This window comes from Streptomyces sp. LS-MS-L19 (assembly GCF_058382285.1).
Genome location: NZ_JBYCLL010000001.1, coordinates 3515471 through 3539845, shown reverse-complemented (window position 1 = coordinate 3539845; position 24375 = coordinate 3515471). Strand labels below are relative to the sequence as shown.

The window sequence follows — 24375 nt, the reverse complement described above, 5'->3', positions numbered from 1 at the left end:
ATGACGAAGATCGTCAACCACTGGATCGGCGGCAAGACCGTCGAGGGCGCGTCGGGGAACTACGGGCCGGTCACCGACCCGGCGACCGGCGCGGTCACCACCAAGGTCGCGTTCGCGACCGTCGACGAGGTCGACGCCGCCGTAGCCGCCGCGAAGGACGCGTTCCAGACCTGGGGCACCTCGTCCCTCGCCAAGCGCACGGCCATCCTGTTCAAGTTCCGTGCCCTTCTCGAGGCGAACCGGGACGCGATCGCCGAGCTGATCACCGCCGAGCACGGCAAGGTGCACAGCGACGCGCTCGGCGAGGTCGCGCGCGGTCTGGAGATCGTCGACCTGGCGTGCGGGATCACCGTGCAGCTGAAGGGCGAGCTGTCGACGGAGGTCGCGAGCCGCGTCGACGTCTCCTCGATCCGCCAGCCCCTCGGTGTCGTCGCGGGCATCACGCCGTTCAACTTCCCGGCGATGGTCCCGATGTGGATGTTCCCGATCGCCATCGCGACCGGCAACACCTTCGTGCTCAAGCCGTCCGAGAAGGACCCGTCGGCCTCCCTGAAGATCGCCGAGCTGCTGGCCGAGGCCGGTCTGCCCGACGGCGTCTTCAACGTCGTCCACGGTGACAAGGTGGCGGTGGACCGCCTCCTGGAGCACCCGGACGTCAAGGCGGTGTCGTTCGTCGGCTCGACCCCGATCGCCCGCTACATCCACACCACCGCCTCCGCGAACGGCAAGCGGGTGCAGGCCCTGGGCGGCGCCAAGAACCACATGCTGGTCCTCCCGGACGCCGACCTGGACGCGGCGGCCGACGCGGCCGTCTCCGCGGCCTACGGCTCGGCGGGCGAACGCTGCATGGCCATCTCCGCCGTGGTCGCGGTCGGCTCCGTCGGCGACACGCTGGTCGAGAAGATCCGCGAGCGCGCCGAGAAGATCAAGATCGGCCCCGGCAACGACCCGACCTCCGAGATGGGCCCGCTCATCACCAAGGTCCACCGCGACAAGGTGGCCTCCTACGTCTCCGGCGCCGCCGCCGAGGGCGCGGAAGTCGTCCTGGACGGCACCGGCTACACCGTCGAGGGCTTCGAGGACGGCCACTGGATCGGCATCTCCCTCCTCGACAAGGTCCCCACCAGCGCCAAGGCCTACCAGGACGAGATCTTCGGCCCGGTCCTGTGCGTGCTCCGCGTGGACACGTACGACGAGGGCGTGGCGCTGATCAACAGCTCGCCGTTCGGCAACGGCACCGCGATCTTCACCCGGGACGGCGGCGCCGCCCGCCGCTTCCAGCTGGAGATCGAGGCCGGCATGGTCGGCGTCAACGTCCCGATCCCGGTCCCCGTCGGCTACCACAGCTTCGGCGGCTGGAAGGACAGCCTCTTCGGCGACCACCACATCTACGGCAACGACGGCACGCACTTCTACACCCGCGGCAAGGTCGTCACCACCCGCTGGCCCGACCCGGCCGACGCCCCCACCGGCGTCGACCTGGGCTTCCCCCGCAACCACTGAGCCGACTCCCGAACGCCGGGCACGCACACGCGTGTCCGGCGCCAGGAGGGCCTCGACGACGCCGGGAAGCCCGAGGGTGGAACGCGCCGCAGCCGAACGAGAGCCCGGCCAGGGCAGCGGTCACCACGACCGCGCACCTGGACCGGGCTCTCGCCGTCCGCACCAGCGTCCGCGCGAGCGGCGGCAGCGGGAGGCGGGCAGCGGGAAGCGCGCCTCGACGCGAGGAACCCCGACCCGCCGAGCCCGCCCAGCCATGCTCACTGCTTGCCGGCGGCGCCCTTGAGGGCCTCGCTCAGGTCACCGGTCTCGGCGGCCGGCGGGGCCTTCACCACGGCCGTCTTCCCGAACTTCTCGAAGTCCATGGTCACGGTCATCGCGCCGACCTTCTGCTTCAGCCGCACCGGCAGGTCGTTGCTCACCCAGATGTCCATGGTCATCGAGGAGGCACCGCCGGTGACCGCCCCGGCGAGGCTGTCCTTGTCGCCGTAGGCGTCCTTGAACTTCCCCAGCTGCGCCTGGTCGAGCCGCGCCCGGTAGTGGGTCGTGCTCTTCCCGTCGACGGTCTCCTTGCCGAGGTCCTCGACGTTGTTCGCGTACTTCAGGCTCTTCATGGACGCCGCCGGGCTCCCGCCCCCGCCCCCGCTGAACGCCTGCGCGCCCTTCTCGCCGAAGACGGCCGCCGCGTCGATCTTCATCCACTCCTTGCCCTTGAGCGGGCCGGAGCGCTGCGGGTCGACGTCGTAGTAGTAGGCACCGTCCACGAACAGCATGCGCATGGTCGGGGTGTCCTGGAGCAGCTGCATCTGGGCGGCCTTGGTGTCCATCTCGACGTCGAAGGCGTAGCCGTCGCCCCAGGAGTAGACGCCCTCCATGGTGATCGGAGCCGCGCCCGTGGTCGCCGTGGAGATCTTCACCTCGGCCGAGCCGAGGTCCTCCGTCCGGTCCGTCGCCCGCGCGAGCGCCGCCATGATCGCGTCCGACTTGTCGACGACGTCCGCCGCCTTCTTCACACCCTCCGAGCCGCACGCCGACACCGCGACCATCGCCGCCGCCGTGAACCCCACCCAGACAGCGGTGTACTTGAGCTTCATGTGCCCCCCTGTGAACGATCTGTGAGCAGCGACTTTAGCGGTACGTTTTTTCACGCCGCCACTGCGATTCCCGTACCCCGGAAACAGCGGAATCCGTACCGCAGAACTGCCGTTTTCGCCATCCGAAAGGCTCGTGATCTACGGATTTCGCACCAAGGCACCTATTGACGTGCCGGTTTTCGTCGGGGTTCCATGCAGCACCATGACCGACACCCTCCGCCCTGCCGACACCGCCGTCCCAGAGGCGCTGGAGCACGGCCACGCCAAGCTCAACCGCTCCATCGGCGTGGTCGGCGGCACCCTCCTGACCCTGTCCTGCGTGACCCCGGCGTCCACCCTCTTCGTGGTGGTCCCCGACCTCTTCGGCACGCTCGGCACCGCCACCGCCCTGACGATCGCCATCGGCTCCCTCCTGTGCATCGCCGTGGCGTTCTGCTACTCGGAGCTGGGCACCCTCATCCCCAGCGCCGGCGGCGAGTACGCCATGGTCTCCACGCTGGCCGGACGGCTCGCGGGCTGGCTCGTCTTCGTGCTGTCCCTCCTGGTCGTGATGATCGTCCCGCCGGTGATCGCGATGGGCACGGCCGACTACCTGGCCCCGGTGATCCACCTGGACCCGTCCGTCGCGGGCGCCGGCGTCATGCTCCTGGCCACCCTCGCCGGCCTCCTCGACCTGCGCGCCAACGCCTGGATCACCGGCGTCTTCCTGGTCCTGGAGGTGATCGCGGCGGCGGTGGTGGCACTCCTGGGCTTCACCCATGCCGAACGCGGCCCGGGCAGCCTGCTGTCGATGCAGGTGGCGGGCGCGCACGGCGGCACGGACACCGTGACGGCCATGCTGGTGGTCTCGGGCCTCGCGATCGCCCTCTTCGTGACCCAGGGCTTCTCGACGGCCGTCTACCTCTCCGAGGAACTGGAGAACCCCCGCCGCACCGTGGCCCGCACGGTCCTCGCCACCCTCGCCATCTCCTCGGTCATCATCCTGGTCCCGGTGGTCGCGATCACCCTGGGCGCCTCCGACCTCTCCGAACTGACCGGCGGTGACATCGGCTCCATGGTCACGGCCTGGTCCAACTCCGCGACCGGCACCTTCGTCAGCCTGTGCGTCGCCCTCGCGATCATCAACGCGGGCATCGTCATGGTCATCCAGAACTCCCGGGTCCTGTTCGCCTCGGCCAGGGACAAGGCCTGGCCGTCCCCGGTCAACACCGCCTTCGCAAGGCTCGGCCGCTTCGGCAGCCCCTGGGTCGCCACCCTCGCGGTCGGAGTCCCGGGAGCGGCCCTGTGCTTCGTGAACCTGGACACGTTGTACGGCGTCACAGGCGTCTCGGTGACGGCCATGTACCTCCTGGTGGCGGTAGCGGCCCTGTTGTCCCGCCGCACCCCCCACAAACACACCCCGGCCTGGCGCATGCCCCTGTGGCCGGCGACGCCGATCGTCCTGGTAGCGGTCCTGACCTACATCCTGACCCAGCAGGACACGGAGTACCTGCTGTGGACAGGCGGGATAACAGGGGCGGCGACCCTGTACTGGGCCCTGTACCTGCGTCCGCGCAGGGACACGAGGTGGCTCGTCTCGATTCCGAGTGAGTAGACCTCCCTAGAAGCGCGGGGAACTGCGCGACCAGCCACAACGGCGCAGCAGACGGCACACAACAGGCGGACCCGAGCTCATAGCCGTCCGTACCGCACCTGCTGTACATGACGAATCCCCCTCCACCCCCAGGATGGCAACGAGTTCAGCCCCCGGTCGATAAGTCCCCGACAGCTTCACCCCGTACCGTTGAATCATGGATCTTCGACGCCTCCGGAGGCCACGGTGGATCGCCGCCGCGGCCTCCGTCGTCGTCCTCGCCGCTGCCGGGACATGGACGGCCGCCGCTTCTGACGACCCACCCCCGGTGCACCGCGCGGACCAGATCATGTCGATCGACGGCGTCCGCGTAGACACCTCGTACTTCACGACGAACGGCACCGAAAGGCGTCCCGCGGTCCTCATAGGCCACGGCTTCGGCGGCAACAAGAACGACGTACGCCCACAGGCGGAAGCCCTCGCGAGAGACGGCTACGCGGTCCTCACCTGGTCGGCGAGAGGCTTCGGCAGGTCCACCGGCAAGGTCGGCCTCAACGACCCCGACGCCGAGGTCAAGGACGTCGGCAAGCTGATCGACTGGCTGGCGAGGCAACCCCAGGTCCAGCTCGACAGGCCCGGCGACCCCCGGGTCGGCGTGACCGGCGCGAGCTACGGCGGCGCGATCTCCCTGCTGGCCGCCGGCCACGACGACCGCGTGGACGCCATCGCCCCCGCGATCACCTACTGGAACCTCTCGGAGGCCCTCTTCCCGAACGGCGTCTTCAAGAAGCTCTGGGCCGGCATCTTCGTCAACTCCGCGGGCGGCTGCGACAAGTTCGAGCCGCGGATCTGCGCGATGTACGACCGCGTGGCCCAGTCCGGCACCCCGGACGCGAGCGCCGAGAAGATGCTGGAGGAACGCTCCCCGTCCGCCGTCGCCAAGGACATCAAGGTCCCCACCCTGCTGATCCAGGGCCAGACGGACTCCCTGTTCCCGCTGAACCAGGCCGACCAGGCCGCCAAGGCGATCCGCGCCAACGGCGCCCCCGTGGACGTCGACTGGATCGCGGGCGGCCATGACGGCGGCGACATGGAGACGAGCCGTGTCCAGGGCCGGGTGGCCGACTGGTTCGACCGGTACCTCAAGGACGACAAGTCCGCCGACACCGGCCCCGCCTTCCGCGTCACCCGCACCCTCGGCACCGGCACCGGCGACGGCGAACCCCGCCTGACGGGGGTCACCGCCGACACGTACCCGGGCCTGCAGAGCGATGACCGCAAGGTCCAACTGGCCGGCCGCGAACAGGACTTCGTCAACCCGGCCGGCGCCGCCCCGCCCGCCGTCTCCGCCCTCCCCGGCCTCGGCGGTGCCGGAGGCCTCGCCCAGCTCTCCTCCCTCGGCGTCGGCGTCTCCCTGGACTTCCCGGGCCAGTACGCCGCGTTCGAGTCGCAGCCGGTGCGCGACGACCTCCAGATCACCGGTTCGCCGACCGTCACCGTGCACGTGAAGTCGACCAGCGACGACGCGGTCCTCTTCGCCAAGCTGTACGACGTCTCCCCGGGCCGCGGCGGTCAGCAGACCCTGCCCTCGCAACTCGTCGAGCCCATCAGGGTCGAGGGCGCCAAGGCCGGCAAGGATGTCACGCTCACCCTCCCGGCGATCGACCACGAGATCGACGACGGTCACCGCCTCAAGCTGGTCCTGGCCTCCACGGACCTCGGCTACGCGTCCCCGACGGCCCCGGCGACGTACACCGTCTCCCTCAAGGGCGACCTCCAAGTGCCCACCCCTCTCAGCGAGAAGAACACCCAGGCCCCCCTGCCCGCCTGGGTGTGGTGGCTGCCCCTGGCCGGCGCGGTGCTCGCGCTGATCCTCCTGGCGACGGGCCGCCGCCGTACCGCGGCTCCCGCCGCCCCGGAGCCGGAGCTGGCCGAAGTGCCGCTCCAGATAAGCGACTTGAGCAAGCGGTACGCCAAGTCCGTCGACCGGTACGCGGTCCGTGACCTCTCCTTCCGCGTGGAGAAGGGCCAGGTCCTCGGCCTCCTCGGCCCGAACGGCGCGGGCAAGACCACCACCCTGCGCATGCTGATGGGCCTGATCAAGCCCGACGGCGGCGAGATCCGCGTCTTCGGCCACGCGATCGCGCCCGGCGCCCCCGTCCTCTCCCGCGTCGGCGCCTTCGTCGAGGGCGCGGGCTTCCTCCCGCACCTGTCCGGCCGGGAGAACCTGGAGCTGTACTGGCAGGCCACCGGACGCCCGCCGGAGGACGCGCACATGGAGGAGGCCCTCGAAATCGCAGGTCTGGGCGACGCCCTGGCCCGCGCGGTGCGCACCTACTCCCAGGGCATGCGCCAGCGCCTGGCCATCGCCCAGGCCATGCTGGGCCTGCCGGACCTGCTCATCCTCGACGAACCGACCAACGGCCTCGATCCGCCGCAGATCCGCGAGATGCGCGAGGTGATGATCCGCTACGCGGCGGCCGGCCGCACGGTCATCGTCTCCAGCCACCTCCTCTCGGAGGTCGAGCAGTCCTGCACCCACCTCGTCGTCATGGACCACGGCCAGCTCGTCCAGGCGGGCCCGGTCGGCGAGATCGTCGGCTCCGGGGACACCCTCCTGGTCGGCACCGCCGTACCGGTCGAGGAGCCGGTGGCCGAGAAGGTCGCGGCCCTGCCGGGGGTGGCTTCGGCGGTCACCACCGACGGCGGTCTCCTCGTACGGCTCGACGCGGACGGCAGCGCACAGCGACTGGTCGCCGAACTCGTCCGCCTCGAGGTCCCCGTGACGTCGGTGGGCCCCCACCGCCGCCTCGAGGACGCCTTCCTCACCCTGATCGGAGACTCCGCATGAGCAGCACGCTCACCGAGCGCGCGGAGGTCGCCGACGGCTACCGCGCGGGCCGCACGCTGCCTCTGCGCGTCGAGCTGGTACGGCAGTTGAAGCGCCGCCGCACCCTCGTCATGTTCGGCATCCTGGCCGCGCTGCCCTTCGTCCTGCTGATCGCCTTCCAGCTGGGCGGCGGACCAGGCTCGGGCAACAACCGGGTCAACCTCATGGACACCGCCACGGTGTCCGGGGCGAACTTCGCCGCGGTGAACCTCTTCGCCTCCGCGGGCTTCCTGCTGGTCGTCCCCGTGGCGCTGTTCTGCGGGGACACGGTCGCCTCGGAGGCCAGCTGGTCCTCCCTGCGCTATCTCCTCGCGGCCCCCGTGCCGAGGGCCCGGCTGCTGTGGTCGAAGCTCGCCGTCGGCCTCACCCTGAGCCTCGCCGCGATGCTCCTGCTCCCGCTGGTCGCCCTCGCGGTCGGCACGATCGCCTACGGCTGGGGCCCGCTCCAACTCCCCACCGGCGGCTCGATGGCCGCGGGCACGGCGGCCCAACGCCTGCTGATCACGGTGGCGTACATCTTCGTCTCCCAACTCGTCACCGCGGCCCTCGCGTTCTGGCTCTCCACCCGCACCGACGCCCCCCTCGGCGCGGTCGGCGGGGCGGTCGGACTGACCATCGTCGGCAATGTGCTGGACCAGGTGACCGCCCTCGGCGACTGGCGCGACTTCCTCCCCTCGCACTGGCAGTACGCCTGGCTGGACGCCGTACAGCCGAAGTTGGAGTGGTCCGACATGATCCAGGGCACCTCCCTGTCGATAACGCTCGCCCTGGTGCTGTTCGCGCTGGCCTTCCGCGGTTTCGCCCGCAAGGACGTGGTCTCGTAGGTCAACGGAGGATCACCCACCGGTCTCGACGGGCCGTCTCCGTGCCCCCTTCGATACCCTTCCGCAACGCTCCGTAGCGCACGTTCCGGCCCCCCGGCCCGTCACAGTCGCAGAAGCCGACGTCAACAGGCCCAGGGGGTACGGACGATGGAGCGACAGCGGACACGACAGGTGATGCTCGCCCTGACACTGGCGGGCGGCCTGCTGCTCACCGGTTGCAGCGGGGGCGACGACAGCGGAAGCAAGAGCAGCGCCGACGGATCGAAGGGCGGCTCCTACGGCTCGGCCTTCCCGGCCCCGGACCAGTTGGAGGGCGAACAGGGTTCCGAGGAGTCCCGCGACTACGACTCCCCGGAACCGCAGGCCCCCGACTACCTCTCCACCTTCGCCCTCGACGTCGACACCGCCTCCTACGGCTACGCCCGCCGCACCCTCGCCGAGGGCCGCCTCCCCGACCCCTCGACGATCCGCCCCGAGGAGTTCGTCAACAGCTTCCGCCAGGACTACGACCGCCCCGACGGCAACGGCTTCACGGTCACCGTCGACGGCGCCCGCACCGACCGGGACGGCTGGTCCCTGGTCCGGGTGGGCCTGGCCACGCGCGAGGCACGGGACCAGGACGACGACCGCCCGCCCGCCGCCCTGACCTTCGTCATCGACATCTCCGGCTCCATGGCCGAACCCGGCCGCCTCGACCTCGCCCAGCAGTCCCTCGACACCATGACGGAACGCCTGCACGACGACGACTCCGTCGCGATCGTCACCTTCAGCGACGAGGCCGAGACGGTCCTGCCGATGACCCGGCTCGGCGGCCACCGCGACCGGGTCCACGAGGCGATCGACGGCCTGGAACCGACGTACTCCACCAACCTCGGCGCCGGCGTCGAGACCGGCTACCGCACCGCCGTGGACGGTCTGCGCGAGGGCGCCACCAACCGGGTCGTCCTCATCTCCGACGCCCTCGCCAACAACGGCGACACCGACCCCGACTCCATCCTCGACCGCATCGACACCGCCCGCCGCGAGGACGGCATCACCCTCTTCGGCGTGGGCGTCGGCAGCGACTACGGCGACGCCCTGATGGAGCGCCTCGCCGACAAGGGCGACGGCCACACCGTCTACGTCTCCGGCGCCGACGACGCCGAGAAGGTCTTCTGCGAACAGCTCCCGCAGAACATCGACCTCACCGCCCGCGACGCCAAGGCCCAGGTCGCCTTCGACCCGGAGACCGTCAAGCAGTTCCGCCTCGTCGGCTACGACAACCGCCGCGTCGCCGACGACGACTTCCGCGACGACCGCGTGGACGGCGGCGAGGTCGGCCCCGGCCACACCGTCACCGCCCTCTACGCGGTCCGCACCAAACCCGGCGCCGAGGGCCACCTGGCCACCGCGACCGTCCGCTGGCAGGACCCCGAGACCCGCGCCCCGCACGAGAAGTCGGCCGAACTGGAGACCTTCGACGACTCCCTGCGCGAGGCGAACTCCCGCTTCCAGGTCGACGCGGTGGCCGCCTACTTCGCCGACCTCCTGCGCGGGACCTACGACGACGAGCGGCTGCCGGGACGGCCGTCGATGCGAGAACTCGCCGACTGGGCGGACGAGTTGGGGGACCGCACCGAGGACAGCGCGGTGCGGCAGCTCGCCGACGCCATCCGCCGGGCCCGGCTCCTCGCGGACTGACGCCGGACCCATTGACCTTTTCTTACTTGAGAGTAAGTTAGCGGCCCAGTCGGAGCCGACCGGGGAGCCACGATGGGCGTACGCAGGGATCTGAAGAGGGCGAAACACCTGGCGGGCCGGTCCGCGGTCGAGGTCGTCAGGGACGAGAGCGGGGTCGTACGGGAGGCCCGCACCCCGCCCCTCGCCCCGCGCCCGACCACCGGCAGCATCGCCGACCTCCCCTTCACCAACGTGGCCGAGACCCCCGACGCCGTGGTGCTGCACCGGAAGGAAGGGGAGACCTGGAGCCCGGTCACGGCAGCCGCCTTCGCCCGTGAAGTGACCGCCGTCGCCAAGGGGTTGGTCGCCGCGGGTGTCGAACCGGGCGGCCGGGTCGCGGTGATGTCCCGCACCCGCTACGAGTGGACGGTCCTGGACTTCGCGATCTGGGCGGCCGGGGCCCAGACCGTCCCGATCTACGCGACCTCCTCCGCCGAGCAGGTGGAGTGGATCGTCCGCGACTCCGGCGCCCGCCATGTCGTCACCGAGAACGCCGAGAACGCGGCCACCGTCACCACCGGCACCGCGGACCACCAGGTCAGGCCCCACGTCTGGCAGTTGGAGGCGGCCGCCCTCGACGAACTCACCGCCCTCGGGCACGACGTCCCCGACGAGGAGGTCACCAAGCGCCGCGCCGCGCTCGCCCCCGACACCATCGCCACGATCTGCTACACCTCCGGCACCACCGGCCGCCCCAAGGGCTGCGTCCTCACCCACGCCAACCTGCACGCCGAGGCCGCCAACACCGTCGAGCTGCTCCACCCCATCTTCAAGGAGGTCTCCGACCAGACCGCCTCCACCCTTCTCTTCCTCCCGCTCGCCCACATCATGGGCCGCACCCTCCAGATCGCCTGTCTGATGGCCCGCATCGAGATCGGCCACTGCCCGAGCATCAAGCCCGACGAACTGCGGCCCGCGCTCAAGGAGTTCCGCCCGACCTTCCTCGTCGGAGTGCCGTACCTCTTCGAGAAGATCCACGCCACCAGCCGCGCCACCGCCGAGAAGATGGGCCGCGCCGCCTCCTTCGACCGCGCCCACCGCGTCGCCGTCCGCTTCGGCGAGGCCTACCTGGACAAGTTCCTGGGCCGCGGCAAGGGACCAGGACCCGGCCTCTACGCCGCCTGGGGCCTGTACGACCTGCTCGTGTACCGCCGTATCCGCAAGGAACTCGGCGGCCGCATGCGCTACGCCATCAGCGGCGGCTCACCCCTGGACCGCGACCTCAACCTGTTCTTCGCCGCGGCCGGGATCATCATCTACGAGGGCTACGGCCTCACCGAGACCAGCGCCGCCGCCACCATCGTCCCGCCCCTCAGCCCCCGCCCCGGCACGGTCGGACAGCCCGTCCCGGGCACCGCGATCCGCATCGCCGACGACGGCGAGGTCCTCATCAAGGGCGGGGTGGTCTTCGGCGCCTACTGGAACAACCCCGAGGCCACCGACGCCGTCCTGAAGGACGAGTGGTTCGCGACCGGCGACCTCGGCGCCCTCGACGAGGACGGCTACCTCACCATCACCGGCCGCAAGAAGGACCTCCTCGTCACCTCCGGCGGCAAGAACGTCTCCCCGGCCGTCCTGGAGGACCGGCTGCGCAGCCGGGCCCCCGTCGGCCAGTGCCTCGTCGTCGGCGACAACCGCCCCTTCGTCGCCGCCCTGATCACCCTCGACCCCGAGGCGATGACCCACTGGCTCTCGGTCCGGGGCCTGCCCGCCGACACCCCGCACACCGAACTCGCCGAGGACGAACGGCTGCGCGCCGACCTCCAGAAGGCCGTCGACCACGCCAACGCGGCCGTCTCCCGCGCCGAGTCGATCCGCGCCTTCCGGCTGATCGAGGGGGAGTTCACCGAGGAAAACGGCATGCTCACCCCGTCCCTCAAGGTCAAACGGCACGCGGTGACGGCGGCGTACGCCGAGGACATCGAGGCCCTCTACCGCAAGTAGCGGAACGCGGAACGGCGGGCCACCGGAGAACCGGTGACCCGCCGTTGCGGCGGAGCGGGGAGGCTCAGCTGTGCGAAGCGCCGTTGCCCGACAGGGCCGAGATGTCGTCCAGGATGTGCGACAGCGGCTCGTCGCCCTTGGCCTGGGTGGAGTTCTCGACGCACTGCTGGTTCTGCGGGGCCGACAGGATCGGCACGTCCTGCAGGACACCGACGGCGACGAGGCCGACGAGGCCCTGGGCGTTCAGCTTGGCCGGCAGGCCGACACAGGGCTTGTTCAGCGAACCCTGGACCAGCGAGAGCTGCGGGCTCATGTCGCCGAACGTGGCCGAGTTGCCGAACTCCTGCGAGGCGCCGTTGCCACTGGCGGACTTGGTGCCGCTGTCGTTGCCGATGGCGAGCGCCTGGGGGGCGGCCGCGGCCGCGACACCGGCGACGGACGCGGCAACAGCCGCGGTTGCCCACAGCTTCTTCATGTTCATTCCCTTCGAAAAGCGGACTCCGGGGAGGAGCTGCATGATCGTCAACGCCGGAGCCCCCGCCGGGGTTGCGCTCTTTGCCCCGATTGGCCCAGCGCGCGCAGGGACCGCGCGGGCGCCCCTCATGTGCAGGCGTAAGCACTCCCGCGCACGGTGACGGCACCCGTCAAGCGCGGCGGGTCGTACGGCTTCGGATCCGTGCCCGCCTTGATCAGCGGCCGGTCCTCGCGCAGCTTCTTGAACATCGCGGCCGTCTTCACCTTGTCCCAGGCCAGCGTGGAACCGATGTCGGGCCGCGTCGGGTTGAACCCGGCGACCGGCACCGTGGCGAACTCCGTGTTCTTCGCCGGCACCTGGTGCAGCGCGGCCGCCAGCTCCACCAGGTCCGCGGCGGCGAAGCCCTGCTCGACCTGCCCGGACCCGAGCAGGGTGCGCACCACACCGGCCGTCTTCACCGGATCGGTCAGCAGCCGCTTCGCCTGGAGCCCGCGCAGCGTCTGGACCAGGAACCGCTGCTGGCGCTGGATCCGCCCGAGGTCCGCCGCCTGGTCCACCTTCCGGGACCGGACGTACTGGAGGGCCCGGCCGCCCTTCAGCCGGTGCTTGCCCGGCTTCAGATCGAGCTTGGTGGCCTTGTCCTGGAGGCGCCGGGCGGTGCACACCTCGACGCCGCCGACCTTGTCGACGGAATCGATGAAACGCCGGAAGTCCAGCTGGAGGTAGTTGTCGATGCTCAGCCCGGTCATCGACTCGACGGTGGCGACGGTGAGCCGGGGGCCGCCCTCGGCGTACGCGCCGTTGATCTTCGAGGGCCGCGCCGGCAGCTGCTTGCCGGTGCTCTCGTCGCGGTGGGGCGGGATGTCGGCGTAGGAGTCGCGGGGGAGCGCGACGACACTCACGCGGTCCCGGCGGGCCGACACATGAACCACCATCAGGACGTCCGTGCAGTCACAGGCGACGCCGCCGGCGTGGAACTCGCGCTGCTCCGCGGCGGAGATCGTGTCACGGCCGTCCGTGCCCATCACGAGGATGTTGGTGCCGTGCGGGGTGGGTGCGGTCCGGCCGGGGAGAGCGGCGGCCCCGAGCAGCAGGACGGAGGTCGTCAGGACGACCGAGGAAAGGGTTCTCTTCATCGTCACGGCCGCAACGTAAGCGAGCGGGCCGCCGTTGGTACGGCGGCCCGCTGACGGGGACTCAGAAACCAGCCCCAGGGCTCATCGGCCCGGCTGCGCGACAGCTCAGCTGCGCGAGGCGCCGTTGCCGGACAGGGCCGAGATGTCGTCCAGGATGTGCGACAGCGGCTCGTCGCCCTTGGCCTGGGTGCTGTTCTCGACACACTGCTGGTTCTGCGGGGCCGACAGGATCGGCACGTCCTGCAGGACGCCGACGGCGGCGAGGCCGAGGATCCCCTGGAGGTTCGCCTTCGCCGGCAGGCCGATGCAGGGCTTGTTGAGCGAACCCTGGATGAGCGCCATCTGCGGGCTCATGTTGCCGTAGGTGGCCGAGTTGCCGAACGACTGCGAAGCACCGTTGCCGCTGGCCGACGTGGTGCCGTGGTCGTTGCCGATGGCCATGGCGGGGGAGGCGGCACCCACGACGGAAGCGGCGACCGCGGCGGAAGCCAGAACCTTCTTGATCACTTGCTAGTCCCTTCTGAAGAAACCCCGTCCACCGGAGCGCTCTGGACAACTGCCCCGGTGCCGCTTGGTTGCTGTCATTCACTCCGATGGCCCAAAGGGGATCCGGAGAATTCCGCGCCGCGAGAGGTCCATTCGGGTGACGGGTCGAAACCAATCCAGGTGCCACAGGTTGATGCGGAGGCAGGAACAGTGCGTCTCGTCCCCGGGGACGTGTCCCAGGAGACGTCCCCCAGGAAAGGAAAACGAAATGCTGAAGAAGGCAATGGCCGTGGCGGCGGTCGCCGCGTCCGTCGTCGGTGCCTCGGCGGCGGTGGCCCCCCAGGCGCTTGCCATCGGCAACGACCACGGCACCACCTCGGCCAGCGGCAACGGCGCCCACAGCGCGTTCGGCAACTCGGTCACCAAGGGCGACATGAGCCCGCAGGCCACGCTGGTCCAGAGCTCGCTGAACAAGCTCTGCGTCGGTCTGCCCGCGAAGGCGAACCTGCAGGGCATCGTCGGCATCATCGCCGCCGTCGGTGTCGCGCAGGACGTGCCGATCCTGTCGGCCCCGCAGAACCAGCAGTGCGCGGAGAACTCGACGCAGGCCAAGGGTGACGAGCCGCTGTCGCACATCCTGGACGACGTCTCGGCGCTGTCCGGCAACGGTGCCTCGCACAGCTGAATCGACCGCTTCGAAATCGCCCGGGCAGACGACCCGGGCGATTTTTCGTTGCTGATACACCGTCAATTGCCTTTTCGGTTGCTCAGGTGAGGCGTTTCCTTGAAGGCGTTCGAGTGAATTACCCGGCGACACACGTTCCGTAGTTTCCTTAGCTGTCTATCCCTCGTTCTACAGCCTGCCGGTCATGGTGCGAGCCGTTCCGACTGCGCTCGCTCGGTTTCTACCGACACTTCTGGCATGACCGCAGAGAAGGGAAATCTCATGAAGAAGACCGCTGCTGTCGTCGCGGGCGCGATCATGGCCCTCGGCATGGCCGCCCCGGCCTTCGCCGACGCCGGTGCCCAGGGCACCGCCGTGGGCTCCCCGGGTCTCCTCTCCGGCAACGTGGTCCAGGTTCCGGTGCACGTGCCGATCAACGTGTGCGGCAACACCGTGAACGTCATCGCGCTGCTGAACCCGGCCTTCGGCAACAGCTGCACCAACGACTGACGACGTAACGCGCCAGCCGCCCGGCTGTGCCATGGCCGGCCCCGGACGTCTTCCAGTCGTTCGGGGCCGGCTTTCCCACTTCTTCAAGCAGGAAGACAACGAGATTGCGACAGACCCTGAGCAAGGGAATGGTCGCGGCCGCCGCCGCGACGAGCATTCTGTCCCTGTGCGGCAGTCCCGCGATCGCCGACTCGCACGCGGGCGGGGCAGCCAAGGACTCGCCGGGCGTGCTGTCCGGCAACACCGCGCAGGCGCCGCTCGAGGTGCCGGTCAACGCCTGTGGTGACTCCGTGGACGTGATCGCCGCGCTCGACCCGGCGTTCGGCAACTCCTGCGCGAACGGCCCGGTCACGCACAAGGGCGCCTCCCACGGCTCCCACGGCCGGCACGGCCACGGCTCCCACGGCGGCTACGGGGACGACCACGGCTACGGCGACGACGACTGTGACACCGACGGCGGCTACGGCGAGGACTGCGGGGAGACCCCGCCCCCGACCAAGCCCCCGCACACACCCCCGACAAAGCCTCCGCACACCCCGCCGCACACGCCTCCGCACACCCCGCCGACGACGCCGGGCACCCCGCCGACGACGACGCCTCCGCACACCCCGCCCCACACCCCACCGCACACCACCCCGCCGGGGACACCCACGACGCCGGGCACCCCGCCGACGACGACACCCCCGCACACTCCGCCCCACACCCCGCCGCACACCACTCCGCCGCACACGCCCCCGCACAGCACCCCGCCGCACACACCCCCGGGCACGCCCCCGACGACGACGCCTCCGCACACGCCCCCGACCACCACTCCGCCCAGCACCCCACCGCACCTGCCGCACACCGGCAGCAGCGGTGAGGCCATGCTGGCCGCCTCGGGGGTCAGCGCCGCGATGATCGTGGCCGGAGCCGTCCTGTACCGACGGGGCCGGGCCGCGTCCCGACGCTAGTCCCGCACCGGGTGCCGGGTCCCACCGACCCGGCACCCGCGCCCGCCACCGGGCCGCACCTCAGCGACTGCCCGCCTTCTCGTCACCGGGCAGGTCGGAAAGCCCGGTGAGTTCCTCCGGCCCCGTCGGGTCGGTCAGCCGGGGCAGGTCGGTCAGGGACGCCACCGGAGCCGTCCCCTGGCGGATCACCTGCGCGGCCGCCCGCTGCCGGCGCCGCACGCACAGCCGGCGCACCCGTTCCAGCAGACGCCGGGACACATGCCGGGCCCACAGCGCCCACATCATCCACCCGGGCCCCCGGTCGTCCGCCGCGTGCCACGCGAGCTCCCGCCGGGCCGGCGCCGGACGCAGCGCGGTCAGCGGCGCGTAGTTCTCCACCACGAACGCCCGCCCGGGCAGCGCCACCCCGTCCGGCAGCGGCCGGTGGGTCAGGTCCAGGTGCAGCGCGCGTACGACGTCCAGGCCCGCGCTGTCGGTGAAGAGCCGGAACTGCGCGCCCGGCCGCGGGTTGAAGTCCAGCAGGTGGAAGTCCCCGCCCGTGCCGCCGCGCCGGAAGTCGAGGTCCAGGATGCCGCGGTAGCCCAGCGCGCCGGTCAGCCGCTCGGCGAGCACCCGCACCCGCGGATCGGGCCGCCAGTGGCCCACCGCGGTCAGCCCCGCACCACGCGGCCAGGACCGCTCCTTGACGCCGGTGCCACCCGCCCGCAGCGCACCGCGGCGGTCGGCGTACCCGTGGAAGAACCAGTCCCCGTCCGGCTCCGGCGGCAGGAACTCCTGGAGCAGCAGCCGACTGCCCGCCTCCTCGGACCGCAGATACAGCTCGCGGGCCTCCCGCGGCGAGCGCACCACCACCGTGCTGCGCAGCCCGCCCTCCGTCGGCAGCAGCCAGGGCCGGCTCCACTTGGCGACCACCGGCAGCCCGAGCCGCCAGGCCATCGCGTCCGCCTGCGCCGCGCTCTCCGGGACCAGCGTCACCGGATGCGGTACGCCCACGGCCGCGCACACCTCGGCCAGTTCCGCCTTGTCCGCGAGCCGTTCGGCGAGCCGGCCGGGCTGCTGCGGCAGCAGGTACGAGGGGGCCAGCTCCTCGCCCAGCACGCCCACCGCGACGGCGCTCGCGTCGTCCATGGGGATCAGCACGGCCGGGTGCGGGATCCGGGCGGCCACCCGGCGCAGCACGGCGGCGATGTCACCCGGCGAGGCCCCCGGGGGCGGCGGGGGATGCAACTGCCGTACGAAGCGGGACGTGCGCACCGGGCTTCCCGCGCAGTCGGCGACCACGTGCACGTCCACGCCCGCCCTGCCGAGCGAGCGCACGGCACCCAGCGTGCCGTGGTGAAAGGGATTCCGGTCGGTCCGCACCAGCACGGCGGGGACTCGGGTGTCGAACTGCGACACGGGCCATTCCTTCGGGTCGGTTCACTCGTGCGGGCCATCGCGGCACTCGAAAGCCGTAGGCACGGTGGCGGAATTCATATTGATATGACTGAGTGTCAGTTAGTCGTGCGATCAGGTCGTGACAGTCGGCCGAAAGACCGTCCGGAAAGCGCGAGAGTCGAGAAAGGAGCAGGAATGGACTCACAGCACAGACGGGCTCGTACCGGCCGGCTGGCGTTCATCGCGGTGACTGTGGCCGCGTCGGCCGCCCTGGCGTCGGGCCCGGGTTACGCCGTGGGGGCGGCCGGAGATCCTCCCGCTCCGGCGTCCGCGCTCACCCCGGTCCCCGAGGTCCCGCCGGCCCCCGCCGTGCCACCCGCTCCGGCGCTCACCCCGGATCCCGTCACGCCGGTCCCCGTCACCCCGGTGGAACCCGTGAAGCCGGTGGAACCCGTCATGCCCGAGGACGTCCCCGCCTTCGGCGCCTATCTCGACTACGGACCCGACGGTGTCACCCGCATGACCGAGCTCAGCCGCTGGCTGGGCGACGCCGACCTGCGCGTCGGGCACACCTATCTGCCCGGTGACCGCTGGAGCAACATCGAGGGCAGGCCCACCTTCCTGGACTCCTGGGCCAAGTGGCGCACCGGGCGGGCCGACCGGATGTTCGTCCTCAACGTCCCGATGATGGAGCGCAACGAGGAACACCTCTCCGACTACCAGGTCCGCCACCTGCTGCGCCGGGGCGCGGCCGGCCAGTTCGACGAGCACTACCGCGTCCTCGCCCAGCGTCTGGTCGACCTGAAGGTGCCGGACACGGTCATCGTGCTCGGCTGGGAGATGAACGGCACCACGTACTCCCATCGCTGCGCTCCGGACCCGACGGCCTGGAAGACGTACTGGAACAGGATCGTCACCACCATGCGGTCGGTCCCGGGCCAGAAGTTCAAGTTCGACTTCAATCCGACGCGCGGCCGGGACGCCATTCCGTGGACCCAGTGCTATCCGGGTGACGACACCGTCGACATCATCGGCATGGATTCCTACGACCAGCCGTCGGGAATCACCTTCGACGAGCAGATCAAGGAACCCTACGGCCTTCAGGCGCACGTCGATTTCGCGAAGGCCCACGGAAAGCCCATCTCGTATCCCGAATGGGGGCTTTTCCGCAACGGTGACAACGCTGAGTACATGAAGCGCATGCTCGCCTGGATGGACGAGCACAAGCCGCTGTACAACACGCTCACCGACTACTGCCCGCACGGCGTGTGGCAGTGCTCGGACAACCCCAAGTCGTCCGAGGTCTACCGGTCGGTGCTGTTCGGCCGTACCGGTGAGCCGACCGCGCAACCGACCAAGCCCACCGACCCGACGACACCGCCCACCACCCCGCCCACCGAGCCCACGAAGCCGCCCACCACGCCGACGACCCCGCCGAACTGCTCGCCGCTGCAACTGGGCGACTGGGTGGAGTACTGGCTCGGCGGGAAGCTGTGCCTGCGCTTCGACTGGTACTCGCGCAACCGCTAGCCGCACCGGCCGGTCGCGGCAGGCCCCCTCAGGACCTGCCGCCACCGGCACGCTCCCTCCACCTCTTCCAGCGCAGCAGCAGTTCCTTGCCCCGCCGCCGCGCGGCCACGTCACAGACGACCGCGGCCAGCAGCGGGGCCGTGTGCGTCCGCGCCAGCAACAGCCGCTGGTTCACGACCGGTTCGGGCCGCCAGTGCTGCTTGTACGGCTCGTTGCCGCGCAGCAGGCTCAGCGTGCCCCGCGCGTGTTCAGTGCACGCGTCGAGCAGCATCACCGCCACGTCCGCCTTGCGTTCCCGCAGACAGGGATGGGCGCCGTACAGATAGCCGCCCGCGAGCCGCCGCGACAGCAGGGTGAGATCCACGGCCACCACGTCGTCGTCCAGCCGGAACTCCGTGACCACCGCGTCCCCGGAGGCCACCATCGGCCCGACCGCGCGCACCAGGTGGTCGCGGAACCGCGGCCGCAGATGCTCCGAGGTCACCTTCCTGCCCTGCCACTGGAGTTGGTGCAGCTCGATCAGGCGGCGCAGCGCCTTGTCCACCTCGTCCGGCTCCACGACATGCCGCTCGACCCCGAGCGAGGTCAGCTTGCGCAGCTTGGCGCGCACCCGCTGCTGGGCCTTCGCGGACGGCAGCCGGGCCACCAGCTCGTCCATCGGTACGGCGGGCAGCTCCAGGCACACCGAGTCGCCGACCCGGCGCCGGGGCCCGCTCCAGTGGTCGTGGATCCGCTCGGCCGCGCCGCCCGGGCGCACCTCGCGGAAGTCGACCAGCGCGGTGCGGGCCGCCCGGGCGAGGCCCTCGGTGAGCGCGGCCACCGCCTCCTCGCCCCGTTCGTCGTCCAGCAGGACGTCCTCGTAGTCGGAGATCGCCCCGCCCAGCGGCACCAGGGACGGCACCGGGCGGCCCACCCGCATCAGCGGGGCGACGGCCACCAGCTCGCCCCCGTGCCGGACCAGGACCAACCTGAGGCGGCCCGTTCTGCCGTACGACAGCCACCAGGAGTGCAGCCAGGCGTGGCTCTGGAACGGGGTCGCGGCCTCGCAGCGGCGGTACAACCCGTCCCACTCGGGGCCGAGTTCGGCGAAGGACCGCTCGTCGGTGACGAGATGGGTCGTGTACGTCACAGCTGTCCGTGGGCTTCGGCGGCCACAGCGGGGGCCGGCACCGACGCCGGGCGCCCCTCGTCCCGGCCGGACCCGCGCCGGGGCCGGGCCAGCAGGACCAGGCCGCCGAGCAGCCCGCCCGCGCTCGCGCCGACCAGACCGGTCACCGCGGGGGAGGCGGAGGACGGCTCGGTGGGCTTGGTGGCGCGGGCGAACTGCTGGAGTTCGACGTTGGTGGCGCTCTTGGTGTCGTTGGCGTGCCGGGTGAGCGCGCGGGAGACCGCGTTGGCCATGTCGGCGGCCAGGTCGGGGCGGGCGGAGGTGGCCGTGATGGAGACCATCGGGGCGTCCGGCGAAGTCGCCGTCTGGACACTGGCCTTGAGCGTCCTCACCGGCACCCCGGCCCACACCTGGGCGTCCCCGAGCACCGCGAGCTGCGTCGCGACCCGGCCGTAGGCCTGCGCGAAGCCGAGCGCGGACGCCGGGTCGGACTTCTCGGTCGGCACGGCGACGACGTAGGCCGTGGCGGTGTAGGCGGGCGGCTTCGCGAGGCCGTAGCCGCCGCCGAGCAGCCCGCCGGCGAGGACGCCGGCCGCGATCAGGGACCACGGCGGAAGGGCCTTGAAGCGGGCCGGCGGGGAGGGGCGGCGGGCGCCGGCGGGAAGGTCGGTGGTGGTCATGAGGAACTTGCTCCCTGGGATGACGGGGACACGGAAGGAGCGGCCACGGCGGCCGCGTAGACGTCCATCAGCTGGGCGGCACTGCGGGTGATGCTGTAGTGGTGGGCGGCTTCGGGCGCGGTGCGCGGGCCCGTGTCGTGCGCCCGGGTGGACGCCACCGCACGGGCGAACGCGGTGGCGTCGCAGGCGACCTGGCGGGCCGCGCCGGTGGTCTCGGGCGGCAGGTCCTCGATCGCCGGGCAGGAGGCGTAGAGCACGGGCAGCCCGGCCGCCAGCGCCTCGACGGCCGCGAGCCCGAAGGCCTCCTCGGGGCAGGGGGAGGCCAGCAGGTCCATCGCGGAGGTGAGGGAGGGCAGGTCGGGGCCCGGGGAGCCGTCCGGGACGTAGGGCCGTTCGCCGGTGAACAGGACCCGGTCGGCGACGCCCGCCTCGTGCGCGGTGCGCCGCAGGTTGTGCTCCTCGGGACCGCCGCCGACCAGCACCAGCCTGCAGATCTCGGGGAGCTGGGCGAGGGCGCGGATCACGACGTCGAAGCGCTTGCCCGGATGCAGCCGCCCGATGGCCCCGATGACGTACGCCGTCTCGGGCAGCCCCAGCCGCCGCCGCGTGCGCAGCCGGCGGGCCGGGTCGAAGCGGAAGCGGTCCAGGTCGATGCCGTTCGGCACGACCGCGATCCGGGGCGCGGGCACGCCCCAGCGCCGCAGCCGCGCGGCGACCGTGGGGGAGACGGCGACCGTGGACCGGCCGAGTCGCTCGCTGGCCAGGTAGAGACCGCGCACCCCCCTGGTGAGCCTGCGGCCCTCCATCTGCGAGTCGCCGAGGGAGTGTTCGGTGGCCACGATCGCCCGCACCCCCGCGAGCCGCGCCGCGAGCCGCCCGTAGACGCAGGCCCGGTAGAGGTGGGTGTGCACGAGGTCGTAGCCGCCGGACCGGATGTGCCGCACCAGCCGGGGCAGCGCCCCGAGGTCCCGGTTCCCGGCCATCCCGAGGTGGGTCACCCGCACGCCGTCGGCGACCAGCCCGTCCGCGACCGCGCCCGGGTTGGTCAGCGTGACGACCTCGCAGTCGACCGGCAGGTGCCGTAGCAGCAGCCGCAGTTGCTGCTCCGCACCGCCCACCCCGAGACCGGTGATGACATGGAGCGCCCGCACCTCAGATCCCCTCGACGGGACGGCGGCGCAACCGGTGCAGCCGGTACTTGAGATACAGGCGTACGGCGGTGTCGTGCTGTCCGATGTGGACGCGGGGCAGCGCGAGGGGGCCGTTGATCCCGCCGGGGTCGATGGCGCAGGCGTAGGTGTATCCGGCGTCCCGGACGGTGTCCACCGTGCGCTGGTCGAGCGTGCCGTACGGGTAGCAGAACCCGCTGACGGGGGCGCCGGTCAGTTCCTCCAGCGCGGCCCGGCTCTCGACGACCTCGGACTTGAGCGTGATGTCGTCCGCCCGCGTGAGGTCCAGGTGGGTCAGGCCGTGCGAGCCGATCTCGACGCCCGCCCCGGCGGCCTCGCGGATGCCGTCGGCGGTGAGCAGGGGCTTGCGGGGGCCGAGCGGGTCCCAGGCGTTGTCGCCGCCGAGTCTGCCGGGCAGCACGAAGAGGGTGGCGCCGAAACCGTGGCGCGTGAGGACCGGCAGGGCGTGGTCGAGGAAGTCGGCGTATCCGTCGTCGAAGGTGAGCCCGACCAGGCCCGCGCGGCTGGGCGCGGCCAGGAGCGCGGACACGGAGACGCCCCGCAGACCGCGGCGGCGCAGCCAGGACAGCTGGTGGTCGAGGCGGTCGGGAGTGACGGTGACGCGGTAGGGGTCCTCGGAGCAGTCGCCCACCGAGTGGTACATCGCGATCCACGGAGTGGATTCAGTGGCTGCGGCCATGAGTGAGCCTTCGTGTGACGGAGCGGACGGACTGGAGTACCGGTGCGAGTCCCTGGGAGCCCAGGGCGTGGGCGAGCAGGCAGAACACGGTCAGCACGGTCGCGGCGCCGGCGGCCAGGCCGGTCAGGGGGTCCTCGAGGCGGCTCGCCGTGAACGCGCCCGCCAGGGTCGCGACCACCGCCGCCCGTACCGGCCTGCTCAGCTCGGTGAGCACCCGCCGGGTGCGGATGGGGACGCTGCGGCGGCGCATCCCGGCGAGCAGCAGCGCGGCCGTGACGGTGATGCCGGCGGCGTTGGCGGCGGCGATCCCGAGGACGCCCCAGGAGCCGACCGTCCCGGCGCCGACCCAGGAGGTCACCACGATCCCCGCGGTCATCGCGGAGACCGGGTACCAGGTGGGGCGGCCCGCCGAGAAGTAGGAGCGGACCAGGCAGCCGGTGAGGGTCTGGCCGAGCAGCCCGAGCGCGTACACCCGCATGACGTCCGCGGTGGCCGCCGTGTCCCGGCCGGTGAACGCGCCCCGCTGGAAGAGGAGTTCGATGATCTGCGGGGCACACGCGATCACGGTGGCGGCGCCGAGCAGCACCACGCAGGCGGCGAGCGCCAGGTCCCGCTCGACCCGGCCGCGGGCCCGCTCCACGTCCCCGTCGGCGAGGGCGCGGGCGACCACCGGGAAGGTCACCGTGCACAGCATCAGCGAGAGCGTCATCGGGATCTGGGCGACCTTCTGCGCGTAGTTCAGGTGCGAGATGGCGCCGGCGGGGAGCGTGGAGGCGAGGAACCGCTCGATGAGGACCTGGGACTGCCGGCACAGCGCGAAGAGCAGCACGGTCGCGACGAGGGCGACGGCCACGGCCCGCTGCTCGCCGGCCTCGGCGAGGGCCGGCTGGTCGACTTTGCGGCGCCGCAATTGCCGTACGAAGGAGGGCAGTTGGATCAATGCCATCAGTCCGCTGCCGACCGCGACCCCGATCGCCGCCGAGCGCACGCCCCAGTGCCCGCCGAGGGCGAACATCGCTGTGATGATGCCGGTGTTGTACGCCACGTAGATCGCCGCCGCGGCCACGAACCGGCGGTGGGCGCGCAGGGCCGCGCTGAAGTAACCGGTGAGCCCGAAGCCCAGCACGCACAGCGCGGTCAGTCGGGTGCACTCGACGGCTAGGGCGGGGTCGGGCAGGCCGGGGGCGAGGGCCTCGACCAGGTAGGGGGCGGTGCCGGCGATCAGCGCGGACACGGCGACGAAGGCGAGGCAGAGGCGGGGCAGGGTCGACGCGACCAGGGCGCGGACCGGGTCGCCGGGGGCACCCTGCGCCCGCCGGGCCAGCGCCAGGCTGAACGCCGGGATCAGCGCGAACGCCAGCCCGTCCTCGATCAGCAGCGTGGACGCGAACTCCGGCACGGTCCAGGCGACCAGGAACGCGTCGGTCTCGCTCCCGGCCCCGAACAGCCGCGCCAGCGCCTGATCCCGGACCAGCCCGAGGAGCGCTCCGGCGATGGAGAGCACGGCGGTGACGAGCGTGGCCTTGGCGAGGAACCGACGGGAGACGGGGGCGAGTTCGCCTTCGGCGGGATGGGCGGCGGGACGGTCGACGGAGGTTGCCGGGGGACGCGGGGGGCGGGCCGGGGAGGCGGGGGCGGCCGTGGTGGACAGGCGGGCGGTACCGGCTCCCTGGGCGGTGGCGTCGGCCGGCGTACGAGGAGCGGCGACCGGGTCCGGAGCGGCGACCGGGTCCAGAGCGGCGACCGGGTCCGGAGCGGTGGCGGGGGTCGAGCCGTGGGGGGCCGTCCGCGCGGGTGGCCGGGCGCCGACCGAGGCGTGGGCCGTTCCGTAGGCCGAGGTCGTGCGGCCGTCCACGGGACCGTCCGGCGGGGCGCTCCCGCGAGCGGAGGCGGTGGTGGATGCGGGGGCGGGCGCCGTGGCGGCCTGGCTGCTCGCGGGGGCGGGGTTCATGGCGGTACGGCTGTTCGCGGGGACGGGCTCCGTGGCGGCCCGGCTGTTCGCGGGCGTGGGACCCGTCACCCCACGGCTGTTTGCGGGGGCGGGTT

Annotated in this window: 20 protein-coding genes; 10 read left to right on the top strand and 10 right to left on the bottom strand. The window is 71.8% G+C overall.

Annotation, left to right across the window (positions count from 1 at the left end):
- Positions 1-1503, top strand: coding sequence for a CoA-acylating methylmalonate-semialdehyde dehydrogenase (mmsA, locus tag AC2XR2_RS15585; RefSeq protein WP_381298899.1), 1503 nt, complete (start codon positions 1-3; stop codon positions 1501-1503).
- Between the two features lie 257 nt (positions 1504-1760).
- Here the strand turns inward: mmsA and AC2XR2_RS15580 are convergent, their stop codons facing one another.
- Positions 1761-2594 carry an SCO4651 family lipoprotein gene (locus tag AC2XR2_RS15580; RefSeq protein ID WP_381298900.1) on the bottom strand — a complete coding sequence of 278 codons (834 nt, stop codon included), beginning with the start codon at positions 2592-2594 and terminating at the stop codon, positions 1761-1763.
- 202 nt (positions 2595-2796) lie between these two features.
- Here AC2XR2_RS15580 and AC2XR2_RS15575 point away from each other — a divergent pair, with 202 nt between their 5' ends.
- The 5 genes from AC2XR2_RS15575 (at position 2797) to AC2XR2_RS15555 (ending at position 11544) form a co-directional block, all read left to right on the top strand.
- Positions 2797-4188 (top strand): APC family permease, encoded by a 1392-nt coding sequence (locus AC2XR2_RS15575; RefSeq protein ID WP_491515344.1) that lies wholly within the window; start codon positions 2797-2799, stop codon positions 4186-4188.
- Positions 4189-4384: 196 nt separating this feature from the next.
- On the top strand, positions 4385-7018 hold the full coding sequence (locus AC2XR2_RS15570) for an alpha/beta fold hydrolase (RefSeq protein WP_491515343.1): 2634 nt from the start codon (positions 4385-4387) through the stop codon (positions 7016-7018).
- The gene (locus AC2XR2_RS15565; RefSeq protein WP_449351230.1) at positions 7015-7881 is read left to right on the top strand and encodes an ABC transporter permease; all 867 of its coding nucleotides are present in this window, start codon (positions 7015-7017) and stop codon (positions 7879-7881) included. Before AC2XR2_RS15570 ends, AC2XR2_RS15565 begins: the two co-directional genes overlap by 4 nt.
- Positions 7882-8028: 147 nt before the next feature.
- Positions 8029-9561: a vWA domain-containing protein gene (locus AC2XR2_RS15560; protein WP_491515342.1), complete on the top strand. Its 1533-nt coding sequence runs from the start codon at positions 8029-8031 to the stop codon at positions 9559-9561.
- A gap of 72 nt (positions 9562-9633) precedes the next feature.
- Complete coding sequence (locus AC2XR2_RS15555; RefSeq protein ID WP_491515341.1) at positions 9634-11544, top strand: AMP-dependent synthetase/ligase; 1911 nt, start codon at positions 9634-9636, stop codon at positions 11542-11544.
- Between the two features lie 64 nt (positions 11545-11608).
- Here the strand turns inward: AC2XR2_RS15555 and AC2XR2_RS15550 are convergent, their stop codons facing one another.
- From AC2XR2_RS15550 to AC2XR2_RS15540, 3 genes are all read right to left on the bottom strand, one after another.
- The gene (locus tag AC2XR2_RS15550; RefSeq protein ID WP_330266826.1) at positions 11609-12019 is read right to left on the bottom strand and encodes a rodlin; all 411 of its coding nucleotides are present in this window, start codon (positions 12017-12019) and stop codon (positions 11609-11611) included.
- Between the two features lie 125 nt (positions 12020-12144).
- Positions 12145-13155: an LCP family protein gene (locus AC2XR2_RS15545; RefSeq protein ID WP_491518457.1), complete on the bottom strand. Its 1011-nt coding sequence runs from the start codon at positions 13153-13155 to the stop codon at positions 12145-12147.
- A gap of 105 nt (positions 13156-13260) precedes the next feature.
- A complete protein-coding gene (locus AC2XR2_RS15540; protein ID WP_330266827.1) occupies positions 13261-13662 on the bottom strand; it encodes a rodlin in 402 nt (133 codons plus the stop codon).
- A 247-nt stretch (positions 13663-13909) separates the two neighbouring features.
- Here AC2XR2_RS15540 and AC2XR2_RS15535 point away from each other — a divergent pair, with 247 nt between their 5' ends.
- The 3 genes from AC2XR2_RS15535 to AC2XR2_RS15525 all read left to right on the top strand — a co-directional run bounded on the left by AC2XR2_RS15535 (position 13910) and on the right by AC2XR2_RS15525 (position 15765).
- Positions 13910-14326, top strand: coding sequence for a rodlin (locus AC2XR2_RS15535; RefSeq protein WP_330266828.1), 417 nt, complete (start codon positions 13910-13912; stop codon positions 14324-14326).
- 237 nt (positions 14327-14563) lie between these two features.
- Entirely contained in the window at positions 14564-14815 is a 252-nt protein-coding gene (locus AC2XR2_RS15530) for a chaplin (RefSeq protein WP_330266829.1), read from the top strand.
- Between the two features lie 104 nt (positions 14816-14919).
- Positions 14920-15765, top strand: coding sequence for a chaplin (locus tag AC2XR2_RS15525; protein WP_491515340.1), 846 nt, complete (start codon positions 14920-14922; stop codon positions 15763-15765).
- Between the two features lie 60 nt (positions 15766-15825).
- On the opposite strand, the gene AC2XR2_RS15520 is transcribed toward AC2XR2_RS15525, so the two are convergent.
- On the bottom strand, positions 15826-17163 hold the full coding sequence (locus tag AC2XR2_RS15520) for a carboxylate--amine ligase (RefSeq protein WP_491515339.1): 1338 nt from the start codon (positions 17161-17163) through the stop codon (positions 15826-15828).
- Positions 17164-17337: 174 nt separating this feature from the next.
- On the opposite strand from AC2XR2_RS15520, the gene AC2XR2_RS15515 reads away from it, so the two are divergent.
- Entirely contained in the window at positions 17338-18672 is a 1335-nt protein-coding gene (locus AC2XR2_RS15515) for a glycoside hydrolase family 26 protein (RefSeq protein ID WP_491515338.1), read from the top strand.
- Between the two features lie 28 nt (positions 18673-18700).
- Here the strand turns inward: AC2XR2_RS15515 and AC2XR2_RS15510 are convergent, their stop codons facing one another.
- Genes AC2XR2_RS15510 through murJ form a run of 5 tightly spaced genes read right to left on the bottom strand, consistent with a single transcriptional unit; the run spans position 18701 to position 24349 of the window.
- Positions 18701-19801, bottom strand: coding sequence for a GNAT family N-acetyltransferase (locus AC2XR2_RS15510; protein ID WP_491515337.1), 1101 nt, complete (start codon positions 19799-19801; stop codon positions 18701-18703).
- Positions 19798-20460, bottom strand: a complete 663-nt coding sequence (locus AC2XR2_RS15505; RefSeq protein WP_491515336.1) for a YveK family protein — start codon at positions 20458-20460, stop codon at positions 19798-19800. Before AC2XR2_RS15505 ends, AC2XR2_RS15510 begins: the two co-directional genes overlap by 4 nt.
- Positions 20457-21611, bottom strand: a complete 1155-nt coding sequence (locus tag AC2XR2_RS15500) for a glycosyltransferase (RefSeq protein ID WP_391193452.1) — start codon at positions 21609-21611, stop codon at positions 20457-20459. The genes AC2XR2_RS15505 and AC2XR2_RS15500 overlap by 4 nt, the downstream gene beginning before the upstream one ends.
- Before the next feature lies 1 nt (position 21612).
- On the bottom strand, positions 21613-22329 hold the full coding sequence (locus tag AC2XR2_RS15495; RefSeq protein ID WP_491515335.1) for a polysaccharide deacetylase family protein: 717 nt from the start codon (positions 22327-22329) through the stop codon (positions 21613-21615).
- On the bottom strand, positions 22313-24349 hold the full coding sequence (gene murJ / locus AC2XR2_RS15490) for a murein biosynthesis integral membrane protein MurJ (RefSeq protein WP_491515334.1): 2037 nt from the start codon (positions 24347-24349) through the stop codon (positions 22313-22315). Before murJ ends, AC2XR2_RS15495 begins: the two co-directional genes overlap by 17 nt.
- Positions 24350-24375: the final 26 nt, after the last annotated feature.

Excerpts from the sequence above, each read along its gene's own strand:
- AC2XR2_RS15575 (WP_491515344.1), top strand. The coding sequence starts at position 2,797 with ATGACCGACACCCTCCGCCCTGCCGACACCGCCGTCCCAGAGGCGCTG.
- AC2XR2_RS15580 (WP_381298900.1), bottom strand. The coding sequence starts at position 2,594 with ATGAAGCTCAAGTACACCGCTGTCTGGGTGGGGTTCACGGCGGCGGCG.
- AC2XR2_RS15555 (WP_491515341.1), top strand. The coding sequence starts at position 9,634 with ATGGGCGTACGCAGGGATCTGAAGAGGGCGAAACACCTGGCGGGCCGG.
- AC2XR2_RS15515 (WP_491515338.1), top strand. The coding sequence starts at position 17,338 with ATGGACTCACAGCACAGACGGGCTCGTACCGGCCGGCTGGCGTTCATC.
- mmsA (WP_381298899.1), top strand. The coding sequence starts at position 1 with ATGACGAAGATCGTCAACCACTGGATCGGCGGCAAGACCGTCGAGGGC.
- AC2XR2_RS15560 (WP_491515342.1), top strand. The coding sequence starts at position 8,029 with ATGGAGCGACAGCGGACACGACAGGTGATGCTCGCCCTGACACTGGCG.
- AC2XR2_RS15570 (WP_491515343.1), top strand. The coding sequence starts at position 4,385 with ATGGATCTTCGACGCCTCCGGAGGCCACGGTGGATCGCCGCCGCGGCC.
- AC2XR2_RS15530 (WP_330266829.1), top strand. The coding sequence starts at position 14,564 with ATGACCGCAGAGAAGGGAAATCTCATGAAGAAGACCGCTGCTGTCGTC.
- AC2XR2_RS15535 (WP_330266828.1), top strand. The coding sequence starts at position 13,910 with ATGCTGAAGAAGGCAATGGCCGTGGCGGCGGTCGCCGCGTCCGTCGTC.
- AC2XR2_RS15550 (WP_330266826.1), bottom strand. The coding sequence starts at position 12,019 with ATGAAGAAGCTGTGGGCAACCGCGGCTGTTGCCGCGTCCGTCGCCGGT.
- AC2XR2_RS15495 (WP_491515335.1), bottom strand. The coding sequence starts at position 22,329 with ATGGCCGCAGCCACTGAATCCACTCCGTGGATCGCGATGTACCACTCG.
- AC2XR2_RS15565 (WP_449351230.1), top strand. The coding sequence starts at position 7,015 with ATGAGCAGCACGCTCACCGAGCGCGCGGAGGTCGCCGACGGCTACCGC.
- AC2XR2_RS15545 (WP_491518457.1), bottom strand. The coding sequence starts at position 13,155 with ATGAAGAGAACCCTTTCCTCGGTCGTCCTGACGACCTCCGTCCTGCTG.
- AC2XR2_RS15505 (WP_491515336.1), bottom strand. The coding sequence starts at position 20,460 with ATGACCACCACCGACCTTCCCGCCGGCGCCCGCCGCCCCTCCCCGCCG.